This is a genomic window from Pseudomonas sp. B16120 (genome assembly GCF_044218845.1).
Lineage (GTDB): Bacteria > Pseudomonadota > Gammaproteobacteria > Pseudomonadales > Pseudomonadaceae > Aquipseudomonas > Aquipseudomonas paracarnis.
In genome coordinates, this window is sequence record NZ_CP162588.1 from 4,826,019 (window position 1) to 4,849,280 (window position 23,262).

The 23,262-nt window shown below is 60.7% G+C and carries 27 protein-coding genes; 16 read left to right on the forward strand and 11 right to left on the reverse strand.

Annotated features, from left to right (window positions below):
* Positions 1–7: 7 nt before the first annotated feature.
* On the reverse strand, positions 8–901 hold the full coding sequence (locus AB4P90_RS22555) for a LysR family transcriptional regulator ArgP (RefSeq protein ID WP_003193773.1): 894 nt from the start codon (positions 899–901) through the stop codon (positions 8–10).
* A 97-nt stretch (positions 902–998) separates the two neighbouring features.
* Here AB4P90_RS22555 and AB4P90_RS22560 point away from each other — a divergent pair, with 97 nt between their 5' ends.
* From AB4P90_RS22560 to AB4P90_RS22590, 7 genes are all read left to right on the forward strand, one after another.
* Complete coding sequence (locus AB4P90_RS22560; RefSeq protein ID WP_014719670.1) at positions 999–1,400, forward strand: ACT domain-containing protein; 402 nt, start codon at positions 999–1,001, stop codon at positions 1,398–1,400.
* Positions 1,401–1,405: 5 nt separating this feature from the next.
* Entirely contained in the window at positions 1,406–2,005 is a 600-nt protein-coding gene (locus AB4P90_RS22565) for a LysE/ArgO family amino acid transporter (protein ID WP_014719671.1), read from the forward strand.
* Positions 2,006–2,183: 178 nt separating this feature from the next.
* Positions 2,184–2,780: a superoxide dismutase gene (locus AB4P90_RS22570; RefSeq protein WP_014719672.1), complete on the forward strand. Its 597-nt coding sequence runs from the start codon at positions 2,184–2,186 to the stop codon at positions 2,778–2,780.
* A gap of 152 nt (positions 2,781–2,932) precedes the next feature.
* Positions 2,933–3,121 carry a hypothetical protein gene (locus AB4P90_RS22575; RefSeq protein WP_020303136.1) on the forward strand — a complete coding sequence of 63 codons (189 nt, stop codon included), beginning with the start codon at positions 2,933–2,935 and terminating at the stop codon, positions 3,119–3,121.
* Between the two features lie 185 nt (positions 3,122–3,306).
* Positions 3,307–5,358 carry a bifunctional diguanylate cyclase/phosphodiesterase gene (locus AB4P90_RS22580; RefSeq protein WP_014719673.1) on the forward strand — a complete coding sequence of 684 codons (2,052 nt, stop codon included), beginning with the start codon at positions 3,307–3,309 and terminating at the stop codon, positions 5,356–5,358.
* Positions 5,359–5,484: 126 nt separating this feature from the next.
* A complete protein-coding gene (locus tag AB4P90_RS22585; protein ID WP_395605386.1) occupies positions 5,485–6,822 on the forward strand; it encodes an imelysin family protein in 1,338 nt (445 codons plus the stop codon).
* A gap of 303 nt (positions 6,823–7,125) precedes the next feature.
* On the forward strand, positions 7,126–8,580 hold the full coding sequence (locus AB4P90_RS22590; protein ID WP_003193780.1) for a TrkH family potassium uptake protein: 1,455 nt from the start codon (positions 7,126–7,128) through the stop codon (positions 8,578–8,580).
* Here AB4P90_RS22590 and AB4P90_RS22595 read toward each other — a convergent pair.
* Complete coding sequence (locus AB4P90_RS22595) at positions 8,537–9,595, reverse strand: AraC family transcriptional regulator (RefSeq protein WP_395605387.1); 1,059 nt, start codon at positions 9,593–9,595, stop codon at positions 8,537–8,539. The genes AB4P90_RS22590 and AB4P90_RS22595 overlap by 44 nt on opposite strands.
* 160 nt (positions 9,596–9,755) lie before the next feature.
* On the opposite strand from AB4P90_RS22595, the gene AB4P90_RS22600 reads away from it, so the two are divergent.
* Positions 9,756–10,067: a DUF962 domain-containing protein gene (locus AB4P90_RS22600; RefSeq protein WP_014719676.1), complete on the forward strand. Its 312-nt coding sequence runs from the start codon at positions 9,756–9,758 to the stop codon at positions 10,065–10,067.
* 10 nt (positions 10,068–10,077) lie between these two features.
* Here the strand turns inward: AB4P90_RS22600 and AB4P90_RS22605 are convergent, their stop codons facing one another.
* Entirely contained in the window at positions 10,078–10,416 is a 339-nt protein-coding gene (locus tag AB4P90_RS22605) for a hypothetical protein (RefSeq protein ID WP_019819373.1), read from the reverse strand.
* A 14-nt stretch (positions 10,417–10,430) separates the two neighbouring features.
* Here AB4P90_RS22605 and AB4P90_RS22610 point away from each other — a divergent pair, with 14 nt between their 5' ends.
* Together AB4P90_RS22610 and AB4P90_RS22615 are read left to right on the forward strand one after the other, a co-directional pair.
* Complete coding sequence (locus AB4P90_RS22610; protein ID WP_014719677.1) at positions 10,431–10,613, forward strand: hypothetical protein; 183 nt, start codon at positions 10,431–10,433, stop codon at positions 10,611–10,613.
* Positions 10,614–10,716: 103 nt separating this feature from the next.
* Positions 10,717–11,913 (forward strand): MFS transporter, encoded by a 1,197-nt coding sequence (locus AB4P90_RS22615; RefSeq protein WP_014719678.1) that lies wholly within the window; start codon positions 10,717–10,719, stop codon positions 11,911–11,913.
* Here AB4P90_RS22615 and arfB read toward each other — a convergent pair.
* Together arfB and AB4P90_RS22625 are read right to left on the reverse strand one after the other, a co-directional pair.
* Positions 11,910–12,323, reverse strand: coding sequence for an alternative ribosome rescue aminoacyl-tRNA hydrolase ArfB (gene arfB, locus AB4P90_RS22620; protein WP_003193787.1), 414 nt, complete (start codon positions 12,321–12,323; stop codon positions 11,910–11,912). The genes AB4P90_RS22615 and arfB overlap by 4 nt on opposite strands.
* Positions 12,324–12,430: 107 nt before the next feature.
* Entirely contained in the window at positions 12,431–13,849 is a 1,419-nt protein-coding gene (locus tag AB4P90_RS22625) for an amino acid permease (protein WP_014719679.1), read from the reverse strand.
* 647 nt (positions 13,850–14,496) lie between these two features.
* On the opposite strand from AB4P90_RS22625, the gene AB4P90_RS22630 reads away from it, so the two are divergent.
* Together AB4P90_RS22630 and AB4P90_RS22635 are read left to right on the forward strand one after the other, a co-directional pair.
* Positions 14,497–14,634 carry a hypothetical protein gene (locus AB4P90_RS22630; RefSeq protein WP_003175756.1) on the forward strand — a complete coding sequence of 46 codons (138 nt, stop codon included), beginning with the start codon at positions 14,497–14,499 and terminating at the stop codon, positions 14,632–14,634.
* Between the two features lie 73 nt (positions 14,635–14,707).
* Positions 14,708–15,667: a hypothetical protein gene (locus tag AB4P90_RS22635; RefSeq protein WP_014719680.1), complete on the forward strand. Its 960-nt coding sequence runs from the start codon at positions 14,708–14,710 to the stop codon at positions 15,665–15,667.
* 192 nt (positions 15,668–15,859) lie between these two features.
* Here the strand turns inward: AB4P90_RS22635 and rluB are convergent, their stop codons facing one another.
* The 6 genes from rluB to AB4P90_RS22665 all read right to left on the reverse strand — a co-directional run bounded on the left by rluB (position 15,860) and on the right by AB4P90_RS22665 (position 20,789).
* Positions 15,860–17,068 carry a 23S rRNA pseudouridine(2605) synthase RluB gene (gene rluB, locus AB4P90_RS22640; RefSeq protein ID WP_014719681.1) on the reverse strand — a complete coding sequence of 403 codons (1,209 nt, stop codon included), beginning with the start codon at positions 17,066–17,068 and terminating at the stop codon, positions 15,860–15,862.
* A gap of 144 nt (positions 17,069–17,212) precedes the next feature.
* Positions 17,213–17,404, reverse strand: coding sequence for a DUF1289 domain-containing protein (locus AB4P90_RS22645; RefSeq protein ID WP_014719682.1), 192 nt, complete (start codon positions 17,402–17,404; stop codon positions 17,213–17,215).
* A gap of 126 nt (positions 17,405–17,530) precedes the next feature.
* Positions 17,531–18,451, reverse strand: a complete 921-nt coding sequence (gene scpB / locus AB4P90_RS22650) for an SMC-Scp complex subunit ScpB (RefSeq protein WP_014719683.1) — start codon at positions 18,449–18,451, stop codon at positions 17,531–17,533.
* A gap of 12 nt (positions 18,452–18,463) precedes the next feature.
* The gene (locus AB4P90_RS22655) at positions 18,464–19,162 is read right to left on the reverse strand and encodes a segregation and condensation protein A (protein ID WP_395606109.1); all 699 of its coding nucleotides are present in this window, start codon (positions 19,160–19,162) and stop codon (positions 18,464–18,466) included.
* A gap of 120 nt (positions 19,163–19,282) precedes the next feature.
* Positions 19,283–19,912 carry an L-threonylcarbamoyladenylate synthase gene (locus tag AB4P90_RS22660; RefSeq protein WP_003193796.1) on the reverse strand — a complete coding sequence of 210 codons (630 nt, stop codon included), beginning with the start codon at positions 19,910–19,912 and terminating at the stop codon, positions 19,283–19,285.
* 13 nt (positions 19,913–19,925) lie between these two features.
* Positions 19,926–20,789 carry a PHP domain-containing protein gene (locus AB4P90_RS22665; protein ID WP_003193798.1) on the reverse strand — a complete coding sequence of 288 codons (864 nt, stop codon included), beginning with the start codon at positions 20,787–20,789 and terminating at the stop codon, positions 19,926–19,928.
* Between the two features lie 87 nt (positions 20,790–20,876).
* Between AB4P90_RS22665 and AB4P90_RS22670 the strand changes: the two genes are divergently transcribed.
* The 4 genes from AB4P90_RS22670 to AB4P90_RS22685 all read left to right on the forward strand — a co-directional run bounded on the left by AB4P90_RS22670 (position 20,877) and on the right by AB4P90_RS22685 (position 23,262).
* The gene (locus AB4P90_RS22670) at positions 20,877–21,473 is read left to right on the forward strand and encodes a septation protein A (RefSeq protein ID WP_014719685.1); all 597 of its coding nucleotides are present in this window, start codon (positions 20,877–20,879) and stop codon (positions 21,471–21,473) included.
* Position 21,474: 1 nt separating this feature from the next.
* Positions 21,475–21,774, forward strand: a complete 300-nt coding sequence (locus AB4P90_RS22675) for a YciI family protein (protein WP_014719686.1) — start codon at positions 21,475–21,477, stop codon at positions 21,772–21,774.
* Between the two features lie 100 nt (positions 21,775–21,874).
* On the forward strand, positions 21,875–22,552 hold the full coding sequence (locus tag AB4P90_RS22680; protein ID WP_014719687.1) for a response regulator transcription factor: 678 nt from the start codon (positions 21,875–21,877) through the stop codon (positions 22,550–22,552).
* Between the two features lie 251 nt (positions 22,553–22,803).
* The gene (locus tag AB4P90_RS22685; RefSeq protein WP_014719688.1) at positions 22,804–23,262 is read left to right on the forward strand and encodes an LTXXQ domain protein; all 459 of its coding nucleotides are present in this window, start codon (positions 22,804–22,806) and stop codon (positions 23,260–23,262) included.

Below are 23,262 nucleotides of genomic sequence, written 5' to 3' on the forward strand. Positions count from 1 at the left end.
CGCGCCATCACTCCAACGGCACCAACCAATGACCACACACATCGGCCAGATGGTCGGTCAGCAAGCCCAACAGTTGCCCGCCACTGCGCCAATGATGCCAGTACAGCGGCACATCGATGGGCTTATCTGGCAATAACTCGACCAGCACGCCGGTTTCCAACTGGTCACGCACCTGTAATTCAGGCACCAAGCCCCAGCCCAGGCCGGCTTCTGTCAGGCGGATAAAGCCTTCGGATGACGGGCATAGATGGTGTTCGAAACCACCGTCCACTCCTAGGGACGCCAGGTAGCGGTGCTGCAGGAAATCATCCGGGCCGAACACCAGCGCAGGCGTGCGCGCCAATTGGTCAGCCCGCACGCCCCCAGGAAAATGCCGCGCCAGAAAGGCCGGGCTGGCCAGGGCCCGATAACGCATGGCGCCCAGCAACAGGCTGCGGGCACCGGCCACGGGACGCTCGCTGGCGCAAATGCAGGCCGCCACTTCACCGGCGCGCATGCGCTTGAGGCCCACGGTCTGGTCTTCGACCACCAGGTCCAGCAGCAAATGCTGTTCGGCGCAGAAGTCGCTGACCGCCTCGGCCCACCAAGTGGCGAGGCTGTCGGCATTCAGGGCAATGCGCAGACGCTCGGGCATGCCCTCCTCGTCCAGGGCCGGCACCTGGCTTTGCAGGTCACGCTCCAGCAAGCGCACCTGTTGCACATGGTTGAGCAAGCGCCGGCCGATATCGGTGGGCGTCGGCGGCGAGGCGCGTATCAACACCGGCTGGCCAATACGCGCTTCCAATAGCTTGATGCGTTGAGAGATGGCTGACTGCGACAGCCCCAGCACCTGGGCACCGCGCTCAAAGCCGGCTTGTTCCACCACCGCCGCCAGGGCAGAAAGCAATTTATAGTCGAACATCAGTTTCTCTAATGAGCGATCAGCAATATTGGTTTTTCTTATACAGGCTCTCCCGTGAAAATGACCAGCATTGCTTCCCCACTTAAGGAAACCTCACATGGCTGGCGAAACCGCCCTGACCACTTTATTGCGCAGCATGAGCCCGCAGTTGAATGACGGCGACTATGTGTTCTGCACCCTTCCCGACAACCGTATCCCTGCGGGCTGCGAGGTCATCGGCAGTTTTCGTGAACAGGAAGGGCTGACGGTGATTGTCGAACGACAACAGGCCGAACAGGCTGGGTTGAGCTTCGACTATCTCGCCGCCTGGATCACCCTGAATGTGCATTCCGCCCTTGAAGCCGTGGGCCTGACCGCCGCCTTCGCCAGCGCGCTGGGCCAAGCCGGTATCAGTTGCAACGTGATCGCCGGCTACTACCACGACCACCTGTTCGTCGGCCGCGCCGATGCCCAGCGGGCCATGGACGTATTGCGGCAATTGGCAGCGAACGCGGAGTAAACCCTATGTGGCAAAGCTATGTGAACGGATTGCTGGTCGCTCTCGGCCTGATCATGGCGATCGGCACCCAAAATGCCTTTGTATTGGCACAAAGCCTGCGCCGCGAACATCATTTACCGGTGGCGGCGCTGTGCATCGTGTGCGATGCGATTTTAGTAGCCGCCGGGGTATTCGGGCTGGCCACCGTGCTGGCGCAAAGCCCGATACTGCTGGCGGTGGCACGCTGGGGCGGCGCAGCGTTCTTGCTCTGGTACGGCGCATGCGCGCTACGCAGGGCCTGCTCGAAACAGAGCCTGGACCAAAGCGACAGCCTCAAGACACGCTCAATGCGCGCCGTGCTGCTGAGCGCCTTGGCGGTCACCTTGCTCAACCCCCATGTCTACCTGGACACCGTCCTGCTGATCGGCTCCCTGGGCGCGCAACAAACCGAACCGGGTGCTTATGTAGCCGGAGCAGCCAGTGCCTCGTTCCTGTGGTTCTCCACCCTGGCGCTGGGCGCGGCATGGCTGGCACCCTGGTTGGCACGCCCGGCCACCTGGCGCCTGCTGGACCTGCTGGTCGCGGTAATGATGTTCTGGGTGGCCTATCAACTGATCAGCGCCTGAGCAATATTCCAAAACGCTCTGGAACCTCTATCCCACACAGTTGTTGCGTGGTTATGCCGCACCCCCGGTGCTATGATCGGACCCCTGCGCCGCAAAGAGTACAAACTCCCCGGCGCATGTTTGGCCGCCCGTGATCGGCCTTGCGCTCACCGCAACTGACCTGATTAGGAGAATCATCATGGCTTTCGAATTGCCGCCGCTGCCCTACGCACACGATGCCCTGCAGCCGCACATCTCCAAGGAAACCTTGGAGTACCACCACGACAAGCACCACAACACCTATGTCGTGAACCTGAACAACCTGGTGCCTGGCACCGAGTTCGAAGGCAAGACCCTGGAAGAGATCGTCAAGTCTTCCTCGGGCGGTATCTTCAACAACGCCGCTCAGGTCTGGAACCACACCTTCTACTGGAACTGCCTGGCGCCAAACGCCGGCGGTCAACCAACCGGCGCGCTGGCTGAAGCCATCAACGCTGCGTTCGGTTCGTTCGACAAGTTCAAAGAAGAGTTCACCAAGACTTCGGTTGGCACCTTCGGTTCCGGTTGGGGCTGGCTGGTGAAAAAGGCTGACGGTTCCCTGGCCCTGGCCAGCACCATCGGCGCCGGCAACCCGCTGACCAACGGCGACACCCCGCTGCTGACCTGCGACGTGTGGGAACACGCCTACTACATCGACTACCGCAACGTGCGTCCAAAGTATGTGGAAGCGTTCTGGAACCTGGTCAACTGGAAGTTCGTGGCTGAGCAGTTCGAAGGCAAGGCCTTCACTGCCTAAGCGATGCTTGCAGTAGGAAAAGCCCGGCGATTGCCGGGCTTTTTTTTGGGCGACGAGTGTGGATCGGCCGAAAAAATGGAACTCATTGAGACGAACCGGCCACGTAGTCGAAGAGAGGAATACACCTCTCGTCCAACGCAGGAGAGTCAACTATGGAACCAGTTTCGATGATGGCCGCCGCCGGCGCCGCCGCCTCGGTGGCACTGCCCATTGCAGGAAAAGCGGCCGAGATGGGAATGGATCTACTCAAGGACGTGATTGACCGTGTCACGGACGGAGCCCAAGGCGGCCAACTGGGCGCGGATCCACAGTCATCTGCCCCACCACAGATTAATTTTTAATCAAGCAACCACTTGCCCCCCCGCAAGGCAACATTCACGGCGGATTCCATCCGCCGTTTTCCTGCCCACCGTCGCTGCAAAGCGCCACCCCCCTTCCCACAGTAATGTCCCTTTGACTGCCCTCCCCAGATTGCCAATACTCATGGCATATTGACGGCCACCCGCATGAGACAAGGAATGCCCCTTTGAAGCTGGAACTCAAGAACAGCTTGTCGGTGAAGTTGCTACGGGTTGTGCTGCTGTCGGCCTTGATCGTGGGTGTGGCGCTGAGCGTGGCGCAGATCGTTTTTGATGCCTACAAGACACGCCAGGCCGTGGCGGGCGATGCCCAGCGCATCCTCGACATGTTTCGCGACCCCTCGACCCAGGCCGTGTACAGCCTGGATCGCGAGATGGGCATGCAGGTGATCGAAGGTCTGTTCCAGGACGATGCTGTGCGCATGGCCTCTATCGGCCATCCCAACGAGACCATGTTGGCGGAAAAAAGCCGCCCTTTACAGAGGTCCCCCAGCCGCTGGCTGACCGACCTGATTCTTGGCCAGGAACGATCCTTTACTACCGCGTTAGTCGGCAAGGGCCCCTACAGCGAATATTACGGCGACCTGAGCATCACCCTCGACACCGCCACCTATGGCCGAAGTTTCCTGGTCAGCTCGGTCATCATCTTTATCTCGGGCGTATTGCGCGCCCTGGTCATGGGGCTGGTGCTGTACCTGGTGTATCACTGGATGCTGACCAAACCGCTGTCGCGGATGCTCCAACACCTGACCTCGATCAACCCGGACCGCCCCAGCGAGCACAAGATCCCTCAGCTCAAGGGTCATGAACGCAACGAACTGGGACAGTGGATAAACACCGCCAACCAATTGCTCGAATCCATTGAGCGCAATACCCACCTGCGGCACGAGGCCGAGTCCAGCCTGTTGCGCATGGCCCAGTACGACTTCCTGACCGGCCTGCCGAACCGCCAGAAGTTGCAGGCGCAACTGGACAAGATCCTAACGGACGCTGGACGCCGGCAACGCCGTGTGGCGGTGTTATGCGTGGGGCTGGATGACTTCAAGAGCGTCAACGAGCAATTCACCTACCAGGCCGGCGACAAACTCTTGCTGGCCCTGGCCGACCGCCTGCGCGCCCATAGTGGCCGCCTGGGCACGCTCGCCCGCCTGGGCGGCGACCAGTTCGCCTTGGTGCAAGCCGATATCGACCAGCCCTACGAGGCCGCCGAACTGGCACAAAGCATCCTCGATGACCTGGAGGCTGAATTCGCCCTCGACCACGACCTGATCCGCCTGCGCGCCACCATCGGCATCACGCTGTTTCCGGAAGATGGCGACAGCACCGAGAAGTTGCTGCAAAAAGCCGAGCAGACCATGACCCTGGCCAAGAGCCGCTCGCGCAACCGCTATCAGTTTTATATCGCCAGCGTCGACAGCGAAATGCGCCGGCGCCGTGAACTGGAGAAAGACCTGCGCGATGCCCTGAGCCGCGAGCAGTTCCACCTGGTGTACCAACCGCAAATCAGCTATCGCGACCATCAGGTGGTCGGCGTGGAGGCCCTGCTGCGCTGGCAACACCCGGAACATGGGCTGGTACCGCCGGACTTGTTTATCCCGCTGGCGGAACAGAACGGCACCATCATTCCCATTGGCGAATGGGTGCTGGACCAAGCGTGCCGGCAATTGCGCGAATGGCATGACCAGGGTTTCACGGCGCTGCGCATGGCCGTCAACCTGTCCACGGTGCAACTGCACCACACCGAGTTGCCGAGGGTGGTCAACAACCTGATGCAGATCTATCGCCTACCGCCACGCAGCCTGGAGCTGGAAGTCACCGAGACCGGCCTGATGGAAGACATTAGCACCGCCGCCCAGCATCTGCTGAGCCTGCGTCGCTCCGGGGCGCTGATCGCCATTGATGACTTCGGCACCGGCTATTCCTCCCTGAGTTACCTCAAAAGCCTTCCACTGGACAAGATCAAGATCGACAAGAGCTTCGTCCAGGACCTGCAGGACGACGACGATGACGCAACCATCGTGCGCGCCATTATCCAATTGGGTAAAAGCCTGGGCATGCAGGTGATTGCCGAAGGGGTGGAGACCGCCGAACAGGAGGCCTACATCATCTCCGAGGGGTGCCATGAAGGGCAGGGTTATCACTACAGCAAACCGCTGCAGGCCCGGGAGTTGACGGCTTATCTGAAGCAGTCCGAACGTAATAACGCCGTGAGTCTTTGAATTTACACTTCGATACTCAATATTTCCCGCGTATAAGCCTTTACACAAAATGCAAATCTTTCGCATTATGTCGCAGCGTTTGCGCTCCCCGCGCGCCCTTTCAACAACCGAAGCAGGATGTTCGCCATGATTCGTATGCCCCTGGCCACCGCCAGTCTGCTGGCCATTGCCATTTCTCTCGCCGGTTGCGGCGAAGGTAAAGACAAGGCCGCCGCGCCCCAGGCACCCGCTGCCGCCAGCACTACCGCACCGGCGGCTGCCCCGGCAGGCCAGGTCGACGAAGCAGCCGCCAAGGCCGTGGTCGCGCACTACGCAGACATGGTGTTTGCGGTGTACAGCGATGCCGAATCCACCGCAAAAACCCTGCAGACCGCAATCGATACTTTCCTCGCCAACCCGAACGACGAAACCCTGAAAGCGGCCCGTACCGCCTGGATCGCCGCACGCGTACCCTACCTGCAGAGCGAAGTATTCCGCTTCGGCAACACCATCATCGACGACTGGGAAGGCCAAGTGAACGCCTGGCCCCTGGACGAAGGCCTGATCGACTACGTCGACAAGTCCTACGAGCACGCGCTGGGCAACCCAGGTGCCAACGCCAATATCATCGCCAACAACGAGATTCAGGTGGGCGAAGACAAGGTCGACGTCAAGGAGATCACCCCGGAAAAACTCGCCAGCCTCAATGAGCTGGGCGGTTCCGAAGCGAACGTCGCCACCGGCTACCACGCCATCGAATTCCTGCTGTGGGGCCAGGACCTCAACGGCACCGGCCCAGGCGCGGGCAACCGCCCGGCGTCGGACTACATGACCGGTGACGGTGCAACCGGCGGTCACAACGAGCGTCGCCGCACTTACCTGCGTGCTGTCACCCAACTGCTGGTCAGCGACCTGCAGGAAATGGTCGACAACTGGAAGCCCAACGTCGAAGACAACTACCGCGCCACCCTGGAGTCGGAACCGGGCACCGACGGTTTGCGTAAAATGCTGTTCGGCATGGGCAGCCTGTCCCTGGGCGAACTCGCCGGGGAGCGCATGAAAGTGTCCCTGGAAGCCAACTCGCCGGAAGACGAGCAGGACTGCTTCAGCGACAACACCCATTACTCGCATTTCTACGACGCCAAGGGCATCCGTAACGTCTACCTGGGCGAATACACCCGTGTTGACGGCACCAAGCTGACCGGCGCCAGCCTGTCGTCTCTGGTGGCCAAGGTCGACCCGGCAGCCGACGCAGCCCTCAAGGCTGACCTGGCAGCCACCGAAGCGAAGATCCAGATGATGGTTGACCACGCCAACAACGGCGAGCACTACGACCAGTTGATCGCCGCTGACAATGAAAAGGGCAACCAGATCGTGCGTGACTCGATTGCCGCCCTGGTCAAGCAGACCGGTTCGATCGAAGCCGCTGCTGGCAAGCTGGGTATCAGTGACCTGAACCCGGACAGCGCTGATCACGAGTTCTGATCAAGCACAGTTAAAAGAGGCGACCTGCGGGTCGCCTTTTTCATGCGCGCAATAACTGCCGCGTCTATCCCTGTAGGCGCTGGCTTGCCTGCGATGGCGGTGGTTCAGTCGACTAATCTGTAACTGACACACCGCCATCGCAGGCAAGCCAGCTCCCACATTGGATTGCGGGGCGTCAGGTGAATATACGCCGGCTGGCAGGCCAGCTCCCACAGGGGTTCTCCATCAACCCGCAGCCCTCGGTTTACAAGACCTGCACCGCGGGTAGAATGGCGCCTCTGCCCAATCACCCGAGCGAACTTCATGGCGTTGCCGACCCTGCGCATCATCGGTTTCATCATCGGCATCTTCCTGATCACCCTTGCGGTCGCCATGGTAATCCCGATGGCGACCCTGGTGATCTTCGAACGCACCAGCGACCTGCCCTCGTTCCTGTGGGCCAGCCTGATCACCTTTATCGCCGGGTTGGCGTTGGTCATTCCTGGCCGCCCCGAGCACGTGCACCTGCGCCCCAGGGACATGTACCTGCTGACGGTCAGCAGTTGGGTGGTGGTGTGCATCTTCGCCGCCCTGCCCTTTTTGCTGACCCAGCACATCAGCTACACCGACTCGTTCTTTGAAAGCATGTCCGGCATCACCGCCACCGGCTCCACCGTGTTGAGCGGCCTGGACAGCATGTCGCCGGGCATTTTGATGTGGCGTTCGTTGCTGCACTGGCTTGGCGGTATCGGCTTTATCGGCATGGCGGTGGCGATCCTCCCGCTGCTGCGCATTGGTGGCATGCGCCTGTTCCAGACCGAATCCTCGGATCGCTCGGAAAAGGTCATGCCTCGTTCACACATGGTGGCGCGCCTGATCGTGGCGGCGTATGTGGGCATCACCATCTTCGGCAGCCTGGCCTTCTGGTGGGCCGGAATGGGCGTGTTCGATGCGATCAACCATGCGATGTCGGCGATTTCCACGGGTGGGTTTTCCACCTCGGACGAGTCCCTGGCCCATTGGAAACAACCGGCGGTGCACTGGGTCGCGGTGGTGGTAATGATCCTTGGCAGCTTGCCGTTCGCCCTGTACGTGGCCACTTTGCGCGGTAACCGTCGAGCGCTGATCAAGGACCAGCAGGTGCAAGGCTTGCTCGGCCTGTTGCTGGTGACCTGGCTGGTACTCGGCACCTGGTACTGGTGGACCACCAACCTGCATTGGCTCGATGCCTTGCGCCATGTGGCGCTGAACGTGACGTCTGTGGTGACCACCACCGGCTTTGCACTGGGGGACTACAGCTTGTGGGGCAACTTCTCACTGATGCTGTTCTTCTACCTGGGCTTTATCGGCGGCTGCTCAGGCTCCACCGCAGGCGGTATCAAGATCTTCCGTTTCCAGGTGGCCTACATCCTGCTCAAGGCCAACTTGAACCAGTTGATCCATCCCCGCGCGGTGATCAAGCAGAAGTACAACGGCCATCGCCTCGATGAGGAGATCGTGCGCTCGATTCTGACTTTTTCGTTTTTCTTCGCCATCACCATCTGCATGATCGCCCTGGCGCTGTCACTGCTGGGCGTGGACTGGATGACCGCGTTGACCGGCGCCGCCAGTACCGTTTCCGGCGTCGGCCCCGGCCTGGGCGAAACCATCGGCCCGGCCGGCAACTTCGCCACCCTGCCGGATGCCGCCAAGTGGATCCTGTCCCTGGGCATGTTGCTGGGGCGCCTGGAGATCATCACCGTGTTTGTGTTGTGCATTCCGGCGTTCTGGCGTCACTGACCGACGACATTTGCTGCAAGCGCGCCCGGTATTCGCCGGGCGTGGCATCGAACCAGCGGCGAAACGCGCGGAAAAAGTTGCTCGGGTCGGCAAACCCCAGCAGGTAGGCGATTTCCAGCAAGGTCATATTGGGTTGTGCCAGGTACTGCTCGGCCAGTTCGCGCCGGGTGTCATCAAGCAAGGCCTGGAAACTGGTGCCCTCCTCCTGCAAACGCCGCTGCAAGGTGCGCTGGGACAGGTGCAGCGTCTGGGCCACCGCTTCGCGCTTGGGCTCGCCCTGAGGCAACAGGCGGCACAGCACCTGACGCGCCTTATGGGTCACCCGGCTTTCGGAAAAACGTGCCAGGTATTCACCGGCAAAGCGATCATGCAACAGCGCCATGGCTTCGTTGGCCGTGGGCAGCGGCGCCTCCATGTCAGCCTGCTCGAAAATCAGCGCGTCATAGGGTGCATTGAATTGCAAAGGCGCATGAAAGGCCTGTTGGTAGGGCGCCAGGTCCGCTGGCTGCTCGCCTTGCAGCAGCACTTTGCGGGGCTGCAGGGTGCGCCCGGTGAGCCAGCCACACAGGGCCAGGGCGCTGGCCAGCGAGGCTTCGGCGCTTTGACGGGTGGGCGGCAGGTGATCGCCATGCACCGTCAGAATCAACGCATAGCCTTCGGTTAACAGTCGAAAACTCAAATCAGCGCTTTCGGCGATGATGCGCTGGTAGCGCACCAATCGCGTAAAACCTTCGGCCAGGGTGTTGCTGGACATCAACGCATAACCGGCAACGTGAAACGAGGCCGGGCGCACCAACTTGCCCATGTTCAGGCCAATCGCCGGGTTACCCGACACCTCTACCGCGCGTTGCCACAGGCGGGTCATGGCGTCTTGCGGGAAGCGCGCATCGGGATCACTGAGGGCCGCATAATCCAGGCCCAGTTGCTTGAACAAGGCACGGCAATCCAGGCCATCCATTTCCAGCGCCTTGACGATGCCCATCGCCCAGCTTGCAGAAGTTGTTCGTTCGCTCATGGCGTCTTCTTGTTGAAAGCAGGCTTAAACGGCAGCCAGGAAGCCAAGGATACTAAAGTGGCATCTATTGTCACTGGCTGTTACCACTGATCACTCTAGACTCAAATAAGCTCCCCGCCGCACACCCGTTGGCGGCACAACAACCAGAGGGCCGGTGACCGTGGAAAACATCAAGAAATACAACAGTTTTGCCGAGTTCTACCCGTACTACTTGGCCGAGCATGGCAACAGTACCTGCCGACGCCTGCACTTTATCGGCACCACCCTGGTGATCGGCATTCTTGCGTACGCCATCGGCAGAGGTTCATGGGTCCTGCTGCTGGCCTTGCCGCTCGCGGGCTACAGCTTTGCCTGGATTGGTCACTTCTTCTTCGAAAAGAACCGTCCCGCCACCTTTCAACACCCGTTCTACAGCTTGCTGGGAGATTTTGTGATGTACCGCGACATGATTCTGGGCAAGGTGCCGTTCTAGAGGTGTGACCTCATGTCACTTGCGTCTGAACCATTAAAAATTGTGCATACGTCGAGATAAAAGTCTTTTTGTCATTTACGGTGCTGTATCCTGCCAAGGCTTTTTGAGAGCGCGGAATCACCTGCGATTGAAAAAACAGACCTTGCGAGGAGCGACCACGATGCACGAGATACCTAATCTCCCCTTCCCAAGCCTGCACCCAACTGAGCAGCCAACACCGCAGCAGGCCAGCGACAAGCAGCCTGAGGCCAAAGAAGCAAAACCAGTCGAGCGCGAAAGCCGGGACTGACGCCGTACCAGACCGTGTGGAAAGCGCGCCTTTGAGCGCTTTCCACACTGCCTGAATCATCCGAGACCTTCACTATGACCACCTCCCCTTCCGACACGCCGGACGCCGCTGTACTCGACGCTGCCTTGCAGATGGTCGAAGTCTGGAACCGCCTCAGTGCCGACAAGCAAGCAGCACTGCTCAAGCGCTTTGGCACCCAGGAAAACGCTTTGGCTGCCCTGGTGACCACTCAATTGCTGGCCCCCACCCAAGCTTGATCGGCTTTAGAGCTGACGTTTTACATTTTTGCCGCCCTGCCCGGCCTGCGCGCCGGTATCATTAGCAGCCTATCTTTACCTGCTGCGACAGTGGATCTCTCCCATGCCAGATACCCAGCGCCCCATGGCGGTCACGCTGCAAGTTGTTTCCATCGTGCTGTTTACCTTCATCGGCTATTTGAATATCGGCATCCCCCTGGCCGTATTGCCGGGCTATGTCCATAGCCAGCTGGGCTATGGCGCCGTCATTGCCGGGCTGGTGATCAGCGTGCAATACCTGGCAACCCTGCTGAGCCGCCCCTATGCCGGCAAGATCATCGACAACCTGGGCAGCAAGCGCGCCGTGGTGATCGGCCTGGTGGGCTGCGGCTTGAGTGGCGTGTTCATGTTGTTTGCGGCGTGGTTTTCCAGCCTGCCGGCTCTGAGCCTCGGCTGCCTGCTGGTCGGTCGGCTAGTGCTGGGCAGCGCTGAAAGCCTGGTGGGTTCGGGGGCGATTGGCTGGGGCATTGGCCGTGTCGGCGCCGCGAACACGGCCAAGGTTATTTCCTGGAACGGCATCGCCAGCTACGGCGCGCTGGCGGTCGGCGCGCCGTTGGGGGTGCTGCTGGTCAGCCAGTTGGGGCTGTGGAGCATGGGCGTCAGCATCATTCTGTTGGCCGTACTGGGTGTGGTGTTGGCCTGGAAAAAACAAGCCGCGCCGATTGTGCCCGGCATCCGTTTGCCGTTCATGAATGTACTGGGCCGCGTGCTCCCCCATGGTTGCGCGCTGGCATTGGGCTCTATCGGCTTTGGCACCATCGCCACCTTTATCACGTTGTATTACAGCACCCAGCACTGGGATAACGCGGTGTGGGCCTTGAGCCTGTTCGGTGCCAGTTTTATCGGCGCGCGCTTGCTGTTTGGCAATTTGATCAACCGCATTGGTGGTTTTCGCGTCGCAATCGCCTGCCTGTCGGTGGAAGTACTGGGCCTGCTGTTGCTGTGGCTGGCGCCGGATGCCCAACTGGCGTTGGCGGGTGCGGCGTTGAGCGGTTTCGGTTTTTCCCTGGTGTTCCCGGCGTTGGGAGTGGAGGCCGTCAACCTGGTGCCGGCCTCCAGCCGTGGCTCGGCGGTGGGCGCCTATTCGCTGTTTATCGACTTGTCCCTGGGCATCACCGGGCCGCTGGCGGGCGCCGTGGCGGCCGGGTTTGGCTTTGCCTCGATCTTCCTGTTCGCCGCCCTCGCCGCTTTCGCCGGTTTGCTGCTGAGCGTCTACCTGTACCGCCAGGCGCCCAAGGCCCGCGAAACACGCGACGCCTAGAAGTCGACCTTGCCGCGCCCGGCCTTGATGCTGCCGCGCTTGGTCTTGGACTCCAGGCGGCGTTTCTTCGAGCCCAGGGTAGGCTTGGTCGGACGGCGTTTTTTCTCGACCTTGGTGGCGCTCTGGATCAACTCCACCAGGCGCTCCAGCGCATCGGCGCGGTTCTGCTCCTGGGTGCGATATTGCTGGGCCTTGAGCACCAGCACGCCTTCGCTGGTGATCCGGCTGTCACGCAGTGCCAGCAAGCGTTCCTTGTAGAACTCCGGCAACGAAGACGCCGGAATATCAAACCGCAGGTGCACCGCACTCGACACTTTATTGACGTTCTGCCCACCGGCACCCTGGGCGCGAATGGCGGTCAGCTCAATCTCGGCATCGGGCAGCTGTACGTTGTTGGAAATCACCAGCATGTAACACGGTCCTCCGGAAGAAGCCCTAGGATACGCGAATGCACCTTGGCCATCCCCTCAAACAACAAACCCGGCACAAGGCCGGGTCTGCTTAACAACATTGACGCTTACTTCACCGCGGGGACCGCCATATCCATGGACTGCTGCGCCCGCTTGTTCTTGACCCAGTAACAAACACCCATGAACGCCACCCACACCGGGATCGCGTACACCGAGCGGTCAATGCCCGGAATCATCAGCATGGTGCCCAGAATAAACACCACAAAGGCCACGCAGATGATGTTGCCATACGGGTACCACAACGCCTTGAACAGCGGCACCTGGCCAATGCGGTTCATGTGCTGGCGGAACTTGAAGTGGGAGAAGCTGATCATCGCCCAGTTGATCACCAACGTGGCCACCACCAGCGACATCAGCAGTTCCAGCGCGTCATGGGGCATCAGGTAGTTCATCAGCACCGCCACCAGAGTGATCGCCGCCGAGGCCAGGATCGAACGCACCGGCACGCCGCGCTTGTCGATTTTCGCCAGGGCCTTGGGCGCGTCGCCCTGCTCGGCCATACCCAAGAGCATGCGGCTGTTGCAGTAGGTGCCGCTGTTGTACACCGACAGCGCGGCCGTCAGCACCACAAAGTTGAGGATATGCGCGGCGGTGTTACTGCCCAGCATCGAGAACACCTGCACGAACGGGCTGCCGCTGTAGGCATCGCCGGAGGCGTTGAGGGTCGCCAGCAGGCTGTCCCACGGGGTGAGCGACAGCAGCACCACCAGGGCACCGATGTAGAAAATCAGGATGCGGTAGATCACCTGATTGATCGCCTTGGGGATCACGGTGCGTGGTTGATCGGCTTCAGCGGCGGTAAAACCGAGCATTTCCAAGCCGCCGAAGGAGAACATGATGATCGCCATGGCCATCACCAAACCGCCGACGCCATGGGGGAAGAAACCACCATGCTCCCACAGGTTGCTGACCGAGGCTTGCGGGCCGCCGCTGCCGCTGACCAGCAGGTAGCTGCCCAGGGCAATCATGCCGACGATCGCCACCACCTTGATGATGGCGAACCAGAACTCGGCTTCACCGAAGACTTTGACGTTGGCCAGGTTAATCGCGTTGATCAGCACGAAAAACGCCGCAGCAGAGACCCAGGTCGGGATCTCCGGCCACCAGTAGTGCACGTACTTGCCGACGGCCGTCAACTCCGACATACCCACCAGAATGTACAGAATCCAGCAGTTCCAGCCCGAGAGGAAGCCGGCGAAACCGCCCCAGTACTTGTGGGCAAAGTGGCTGAAGGAGCCGGCGACCGGCTCCTCGACAATCATTTCGCCAAGCTGGCGCATGATCATGAAGGCGATAAAGCCGCAGATGGCATAGCCCAGGATCATCGAAGGGCCGGCGGATTTGAGCACCCCGGCCGAGCCCAGGAACAGGCCGGTGCCGATGGCGCCACCGAGGGCGATCAACTGGATATGCCGGTTTTTCAGGCCGCGTTTCAGCTCGCCTGAAGAAGAATGGGGTCCACTCATGAAAAGGGTCTCACGCAAGGTTTGAAGAGTTGAATGCAGGTTGCTGCCTTGAATTACCGACTCAAGCAGCGCCGCTCAAACCCCAGCGCAGGCACCAGGAGTACAGCGTCTTTCTAATGGTCATGCGTCACCTGTTTGTTTTTATCTGTGACGAAATCGAACCCGTCCGGCTCGTGGCCAGGCGGAGTGATCAGGGGGATCAAACCCTGAGGTCTTGGCCTTTTGCGTGGGTACGCAAGGGGGGTCACAGTAAAACGCGGCGCATTGTACACCGCTCGACAGCTTCGGCACGCACCGGGAAAGTGCACGGGCGATTCTGTCAGCTAATGCTTACATCGGCGCGCCCCCCAACAAAGCCAGGGCAGTTGCGTAAATCTATCGTTACACCCCGGAAAATCCGCGTTACAGCCAGACTTTGGCAACCCTCAACGGAATTCTGTCGGTAAGCAATGCCTGAAGAATCGCTTCAGCCAATTCACTGTTTTGCCTGAATAAAAAAATCTGCTGAAAAACAGAAGAAAAAATCCAAATGAAACCGTGTCAATAAATTTTTTGCATTTCGAAACACTCTCTTCTAGGTTCTTTGCACTTGCCCGCGAAGCCCGTGGGCAAGCCGTTCTCAAACAACGTCCTCTAGGAGATACACCATGCAAGCACTGGAAAACGACCTGGAAACCGAACTGCAACTCGACGATTGGTTTGAAGCGCCGACCCATGAGGCCGCCGTTGAAATGATGCAAGCCGATGCCGTTGTGCCTTTTGGCACCGCGATGTGGCCTTTCTAATACCCGGCAGGCATCCGGCAGGCGCTGTGCACGGCGCCTGCCCCCTTACCCAAGGCACAGAAGGACACCCGTCATGGACAAGGCCCGCGCCGTCGAACATTTTCTCTACTACCTGGCACACCACCCCGCCCTCAACGGCCTGAACCGCCCCACCGTGTTGCTGGGCCACACCGAGCGCTATGACGCCATCGCCCAGGCGATTACCCACGGCAGCGCCGCCCGCTTCAACTTTCAACTGCAACGCCTGGACCTGGCGCCCAGCGACACCCTGTCCCAGGCCATTCAAAGCTGCGACCTGTACCTGTTTCTCTATGATTCCTCCACGCTGCCCAACCCACGCGCCGAAGGCCCGGACTTTATCCGTGCCCTGCAAGGCGTGATGGCCGAGCACTGGAAAAAATCCCTGCTGTTCAAGGATTACGGCGACTATTTCTACGACACCTTCAGCGTCGAGCCCCAACGCATCGCCGACCTCAACGCCACACTGATCCGGCGCATGGCCCAGGCCAACGTGCTGAGCTTTACCGACAAACACGGTTCGCGCCTGGAAGCGCCGATGAGCAGCATCAAGAAGTGGACCAATATCAACGGCGTCGGCAACCACGACCTGGCGCCCGGCGAAATCGCCACCCACAGCGAAGCCATCAACGGCCAGGTGCGGTTTGTCGGCACCTTCCTCAGTACCATCCCCTTTGCACGCAAATACGGCGTGCTGCAATTGCCGCTGGAGCTATGGATCGAGAACTCCACCGTTTGCAGCGTGGCCAGCGAAGTGCCAGGGCTGGCAGATGACTTCAACAAGTACCTGAATGCCAACCCGTCCAACCGTCGTGTGGAGGAGTTGGGGATTGGCACCAATGAAGGGGTCAAGGACCTGTATGCGCGCAATGCCGGGTTTGAAGAGCGTCACTGCGGGTTGCACTTGGGCTTGGGTGGCGGGCAGAAAGGCAGTCATCACCTGGACCTGATCTTTGCCAGTGGGGTGCTGGCGCTGGATGACAAGCCGGTGTTTGATGGCGCCTTTGCCTTTTAAAGATCATAGACGTGTAGAGATCCCGGTGGGAGCTGGCTTGCCTGCGATAGCGGTGTGTCAGTCACCTTTTTACTCACTGACCCACCGCTATCGCGGGCAAGCCCGGCTCCCACAGTTGATTGCATTTCAAATGTAGATCGCAAAAAAAAACGCCAACCCTAGGGTTGGCGTTTTTATGCAGCGCTTAACGCATCACTGCGGCTTCTTGCGACCAAAACCAGGACGCTGGCCGGAACCGGCCGGTGCGCCACGGCGCTTGCCCGAAGGCTCGTCCGCGACCAGTTTCGGGCCAGGGCGCTTGTTCGCCGCTGGCTTGGCTGGACGCTTGGTGCTGGCGTTGTCGGCCGGGCGATCCGCTTCACCACGGTTGCTACGACCACCCGCCGGAGCAGGACGCGGCGTACGTGGCGCACGCTCGCCTTCCTGACGCGATGGCGTGGTGGGGCGGCGTTCACCTTCAATGTGCGGCTGACGCGAGATACGACCGCCGGTGGCCGGTGCATCCAGCGCAGGGCGCAGGGTGCGGGCAACACGTTCGGTACGTGGCACTGGGCGCGACGATTTGCGCTGCATACGCTCAAGCTTGTCTTTGCTCTTGGCGTTCATCTGCGGCATGGCAACCGGCGTCAGGCCCACTTCGGCGCTGAGGATATCGACCTCGTACTGGCTCATTTCGCGCCAGCGGCCCATCGGCAGGTCGGAGTTCAGGAACACCGGACCGAAACGCACACGCTTGAGGCGGCTGACCACCAGGCCCTGGGACTCCCACAGGCGACGCACTTCACGGTTACGGCCTTCCATCACCACGCAGTGGTACCAGTGGTTGAAACCTTCGCCACCCGGCGCCTGCTTGATGTCGGTGAACTTGGCCGGGCCGTCTTCAAGCACCACGCCCGCCTTGAGGCGTTCGATCATCTCGTCATCGACTTCACCACGTACACGCACGGCGTATTCACGGTCCATCTCGTAGGACGGGTGCATCAGGCGGTTGGCCAACTCACCGTCAGTGGTGAACATCAGCAAGCCAGTGGTGTTGATGTCCAGGCGGCCGATGTTGATCCAGCGGCCTTCTTTAGGCTTGGGCATCTTGTCGAACACGGTCGGACGGCCTTCCGGGTCGTCACGGGTGCAGATCTCGCCGTCGGGCTTGTTGTACATGATCACGCGGCGCACCGATTCGGCGGCCTCTTCACGCTTGATGACCTTGCCATCAATGGTGATTGCATCGTGCAGGTCGACGCGCTGGCCGAGGGTAGCCTCGACGCCGTTGACCTTGATGCGCTTCTGGGTGATCCAGGCTTCGACGTCGCGGCGAGAGCCCACGCCGATACGCGCCAGCACTTTTTGCAGCTTTTCGCCTGCTGGGCCGATTTCCTGGTCTTTCTGGTCTTGGTCATTCATCGTAAGCACCTCCCGGTGGGTCGATTCAGGCGTGGCCTGAGGGGTATTGAAAGCGGGGCCTAGGCCGAATAGGTCGGCAAGGGGTCGCGAATCATACGCGCATGGCGCGTGTTGCGCATCACAGACTAGCCGATAACGCCCAAGTCATTTGCTTTTCCGCCGACCGGTGGCGCCCAGGGCCAGCAAACGCAGCTGGGCTTCGGCCAATACCGTGCGCTTGTCGGCTTTATCGAGTTTCTTCCAGGCACGGATTTCACGCTTGCTGCGGCCACAGCCGACGCAGATGTCGTCGCTGAATTTGCAGATGCTGATGCACGGGTCTTTCAGGGCACTCATGGTCGATCCTCTGTGGGAGCTGGCTTGCCTGCGATGGCATCACCTCCTTGCATCTGAGAGACCGAGGCGTCTGCATCGCAGGCAAGCCAGCTCCCACATGGGTTGCACGGTGAGAGTCAGAACGGGTCAGTCTTCGAGTTGGCGGCGCTCGTTTTCGATGGCCTCGGCCAGCGCCCGGGCTTCGTCTTCTTCGTCACTCAGGGGCGGCTGTTCGAGGGCGGCGACGGCGGCCAGGAGCTTTTCCCGGGCCTGGGCCACGCCAAGCACATCGTCTTGGGCTTCGACCTCAGGCTCGGATTCAACGTTCACCTGGGTTTCTGGCTCCGCCGCACCATCACGCAGCAAATCGTCGAAGTCGGTCTTGATCCCCTGCTCCATGTCGTCCAGCTCCAGCAACAACGTATGGAAACTGGTTTCGTCCTTGGGCTCCTCCGGCTCGGCGCTGGCATCGGCCAGTTCCTGCAGGCTTTGCGGCACCGGCGCGTCGTCGAAATCGAGCACTGGCTCGGCCTCCATTTCGCGCAGTTCGGCCAGCGGCGGCAGGTCGTCGAGGTTCTTCAGGTTGAAATGATCGAGGAACACCTTGGTGGTGGCGAACATCGCCGGTTTGCCGGGCACGTCACGGTAGCCAACGATGCGAATCCACTCGCGCTCCAGCAGGGTCTTGACGATATGGCTGTTGACCGCCACACCACGCACGTCTTCGATCTCGCCCCGAGTGATGGGCTGGCGATAGGCGATCAGCGCCATGGTCTCCAGCATCGCCCTCGAGTAGCGCTGCGGGCGCTCTTCCCACAAACGCCCGACCCACGGTGAAAACTTCTCACGGATCTGCAGGCGATAACCCGACGCCACTTCGCGCAACTCAAAGGCACGGCCCTCACAGGACTTGCGCAGGATCTCCAAGGCTTTCTTGAACACCGGCGGCTCCGGGCGTTCGGCTTCTTCAAAGAGTTCGAACAGGCGCTCCAAAGATTGCGGTTTGCCCGAGGCCAGGAGAAAGGCCTCCAGCAAAGGGGCCAGTTCGCGGGGTTCAGTCAGATTCATCGATTCAGCTCGTTATTCGGCTCGCGCCCGCACGTGGATAGCCGCAAAAGGCTCATTCTGCACCAGCTCGACCAAGGATTCCTTGATCAGCTCAAGGATCGCCATAAAGGTCACCACCACGCCCAGTCGGCCCTCTTCGGCGGTGAACAACTCGACAAAGGGCACAAACCCACCGCCCTTGAGACGTTCCAGCACATCGCTCATGCGCTCGCGGGTGGACAGCGCTTCACGGCTGACCTGGTGGCTCTCGAACATATCGCCACGGCGCAGTACTTCGGCCATGGACATCAGCAATTCTTCCAGACTCACGTCCGGCAGCAACTTGCGCGCGCGCGCCTCGGGAGCGTCGAGCTTGGGCACCACCACATCACGGCCCACACGGCTCAGGCCGTCGATGCCTTCGGCGGCGGCCTTGAAGCGTTCGTACTCCTGCAGGCGGCGGATCAGCTCGGCGCGCGGGTCATCCTCTTCGGCTTCTACCGTCTCCGAGCGCGGCAACAGCATGCGCGACTTGATCTCGGCGAGCATGGCGGCCATCACCAGGTACTCGGCGGCCAATTCCAGGCGCACCGACTGCATCAGCTCGACATAGCCCATGTACTGGCGGGTGATTTCTGCCACCGGAATATCGAGGATGTTGATGTTCTGCTTGCGGATCAGGTAAAGCAGCAAGTCCAGGGGGCCTTCGAAGGCTTCAAGGAACACCTCCAGGGCGTCCGGCGGGATGTACAGGTCCAGGGGCATTTCCATGACCGCCTGGCCATACACCATGGCAAACGGCAGTTCTTGCTGGGCGCCAGCCTGGGGATCAGCGGCTTCCACGGCTGACATTCAGGCCTCGACCATGAACGGAGCCGGGTCGCCACAACCCACACGCACCACTTCTGGTTCGCCATCGGCCAGGTTGATCACCGTGGAGGCCTTGTTGCCGCCGTAGCCGCCGTCGATGATCAGGTCGACGTGCTTTTCCAGCAAACGGCGCATTTCGTAAGGGTCGTACAACGGCTCGGTTTCGCCGGGCAGGATCAACGACACGCTCATCAGCGGTTCGCCCAACTCGGCCAGCAGCGCCAGGGCAATCGGGTGTTCCGGCACGCGCAGGCCGATGGTGCGTTTTTTCGGGTGCAATAACAGGCGCGGCACTTCGCGAGTGGCGTTGAGAATGAACGTGTAAGGCCCCGGCGTGTGGGCCTTGAGCAGGCGGAAGGTACCGGTGTCGACCTTGGCGAACAGGCCGAGCTGGGACAAGTCGCTGCAGATCAGCGCAAAGTTGTGCTTGTCGTCCAGCTGGCGCAAGCGTCTTACCCGCTCGACCGCGCCCTTGTCGCCGATCTGGCAGCCAATGGCGTAGGACGAATCAGTCGGGTAGATCACCACGCCACCGGCGCGGATGATCTCTACGGCCTGCTTGATCAGGCGCGCCTGAGGGTTTTCCGGATGAATCTGGAAGAATTGACTCACGTGCTCTACCTGTTCAGACGGTGGCAATAATGGGGTCATGCTTGAATCGCCCCCACAACAGCGGCAGATCTTCCGGGACCTGACGATACTCGCCAATCTCGGACCAGCCGCCTGGGCCATGAAAATCACTGCCGGCACTGACCAGCAGACCAAATTCGCGGGCAAGGATCGCCAGGCTGCCGACCTGTTCTGCCGGTTGATGCCCGTTGACCACCTCGATGGCGTGGCCACCCGCACCAATATAGTCGCTGATCAGCTTGCGGCGCTTGCTGCGGGTGAAATCGTAATGCCAGGGATGCGCCAGGCTGACCCAGGCCCCGGAGGCCCGCAGGGTCTGGACGGTGTCTTCCAGGGTCGGCCAATGCAGCTTCACATCGCCCAACTTGCCGGCGCCCAGCCATTTGCGAAAGGCCTCGGCGCGATCCTTGACATAGCCTTCGCGCACCATCCAGTCGGCAAAATGCGGACGGGCCGGTGCGTTGCCGCTGTCGCCCAGCTCTTGCTGGATGGCGCGGGCGCCGTCGAGGGCGCCAGGCATACCTTTAAGGCTCAGTTTGCGGCTTATTTCTTCGGACCGCAGCCAGCGGCCATCGTGCAATTGGGCAATCGCCGCCACCAAGGGCGGGGCCTTTTGATCAAAACCGTAGCCCAGCACATGGATGGTGGCGCCGCCCCAGGTGCAGGACAATTCCACGCCGTTGACCAGCTGCATGCCCAGGGAATGCGCGGCCTGGCGGGCTTCATCGAGGCCTTCGAGGGTGTCGTGGTCGGTCAATGCCAAAACTCGCACGCCTTTTTCAAACGCACGCGCAACCAATACCGCGGGCGCCAGGGCGCCGTCGGAGGCCGTGCTGTGGCAGTGCAAATCAACATTCACGGGAGTGTGTAACCTCAAGTCAGCTGGCGCTATCGCAACCAAGGATGTTTGTTATTATGCCGTCACATCCAGCTTCTGGCTCTTACTGTGAAACAATTCATCGACTTCATCCCGCTGTTGCTGTTTTTCATCGTTACCAAACTCGACCCCAGGGTCATCGAAATCGCCGGCCACGAGCTATCGTTCGGAGGCATCTACAGTGCCACTGCCGTACTGATCATCAGCTCCATCGTAGTGTACGGCGCCATCTTCATCTCCCAGCGCAAGTTGGAAAAAAGCCAATGGCTGACCCTTATCGCCTGCCTGGTATTCGGTGGCCTGACCCTGGCCTTCCACAGCGAAACCTTCCTTAAATGGAAAGCCCCTGTGGTGAACTGGCTGTTCGCCCTGGTGTTCATCGGCAGCCACTTCATTGGTGACCGCCTGCTGATCAAGCGAATCATGGGCCATGCGCTGACCTTGCCGGAGCCGGTGTGGGTGCGCCTGAACGTGGCCTGGATCGTGTTTTTCCTGTTCTGCGGTGCCGCCAACCTGTTCGTGGCCTTCACGTTCCAGGACTACTGGGTCGACTTCAAAGTGTTCGGCAGCCTGGGCATGACCGTATTGTTCCTGATCGGCCAGGGCATCTACCTGTCGCGCCACCTGCATGACACCGCGTCTACCACGCCGAAAACCGAGGACTGACATGCTCTACGCCATCATTGCCACCGATATTGCCAACTCCCTGGAAAAACGCTTGAGCGTACGCCCGGCCCACGTCGAGCGCCTTAAACAGCTGCAAGCCGAAGGCCGCATCGTACTGGCCGGCCCGCACCCGGCGGTCGACAGCAATGACCCGGGCGACGCCGGCTTCACCGGCAGCCTGATCGTGGCCGAGTTTGCCTCCCTGGCCGACGCCGAGGCCTGGGCCAAGGCAGACCCTTACGTTGCAGCAGGCGTCTATGCCGATGTGGTGATCAAGCCGTTCAAGCAAGTCCTGCCTTGAACCCGGCTGCGTCGAACCTAATCGTTTCGGCGCACTCCTAATGGCTCACGGCGTCACCGGTGGGGTCGTCGCCGTCGACAATGGCTAAATCGAGTGAGTCATGAGCGAGCTGTTACTGATAGATGATGACCAGGAGCTCTGTGAGCTGCTGACCAGTTGGTTGAGCCAGGAAGGCTTCCAGGTGCGCGCCTGCCACAACGGCCTGAGCGCCCGCAAAGCCTTGGCCGAAGCCGCCCCGGCGGCGGTGGTGCTCGATGTGATGCTGCCCGACGGCAGCGGCCTGGAGTTGCTCAAGCAACTGCGCAACGACCACCCGGAGTTGCCGGTGCTGATGCTCTCGGCGCGGGGCGAGCCTCTGGACCGCATCCTCGGCCTGGAACTGGGCGCCGACGACTACCTGGCCAAACCTTGCGATCCGCGCGAACTGACGGCGCGCCTGCGCGCCGTGTTACGACGCAGCCACCCGGCCGCGGTATCGACCCAGCTGGAACTGGGCGACTTGTGCTTCAGCCCGGTGCGCGGGGTGGTCAGCATTGATGAGCAGGAATTCACCCTGACCGTCTCCGAAAGCCGCCTGCTTGAAGCCTTGCTGCGTCAACCCGGCGAGCCCCTGGACAAACAGGAACTGGCGCAGATCGCCCTGGGCCGCAAGTTGACCCTCTACGATCGCAGCCTGGACATGCACGTCAGCAACCTGCGCAAGAAGATCGGCCCACACCCGGATGGCCGGCCACGCATCGTGGCGCTGCGTAGTCGTGGCTACTACTACAGCCTCTAAACATCCCGCTTAACCCTGTGGGAGCTGGCTTGCCTGCGATAGCGGTGTGTCAGTCCACCGTTATGCTAACTGGCCCACCGCTATCGCAGGCAAGCCAGCTCCCACCATTGATTTCATCACCTTCAAGGGTTTTGTCAGCTCCTGTCAAACCTGTCTTTACCGAAGCTTTACCCTCCCCTGACCGCCGCTGACCTTGCGCTGCGTAACCTACTCACATCCGGACTCACCGGAATAGAGACAGGAGAATCACCATGCGCAAGACCCTTATCGCTTTGATGCTCGCCGCTGCACTGCCTACCGTCGCCATGGCCATGCCTGAAGGCCCGGGCCCGATGGGCGGCCACGAAGGCCACATGATGGGTGGCCCAGGCCACGGTGAACACGGTCCGCGTGGTAAAGGTGGCCCGTTCAGCCAGTTGGACTTGAGCAAGGAACAGCGTGAGCAGATCCGCAAGCTGATGGGTGAGCAATGGCACGCTCGCAAAGACCTGACCCAAAAGTACCTGGACAAACTGCCGGCCGCTGACCAGAAGGCGATGCAGGACGAAATCGCCGCCGGCAAGCAGAAAACCCAGGCCGATATCCGCGCCGTGCTCAAGCCCGACCAACAGAAGAAGTACGACGAGATCGTCAAGAAGCAAGCCGAGCGCCGCGCCGAATGGAAAGAGTTCCAGGCCTGGAAAGCCCAGCAAGCGCAAAAAGCGCAATAA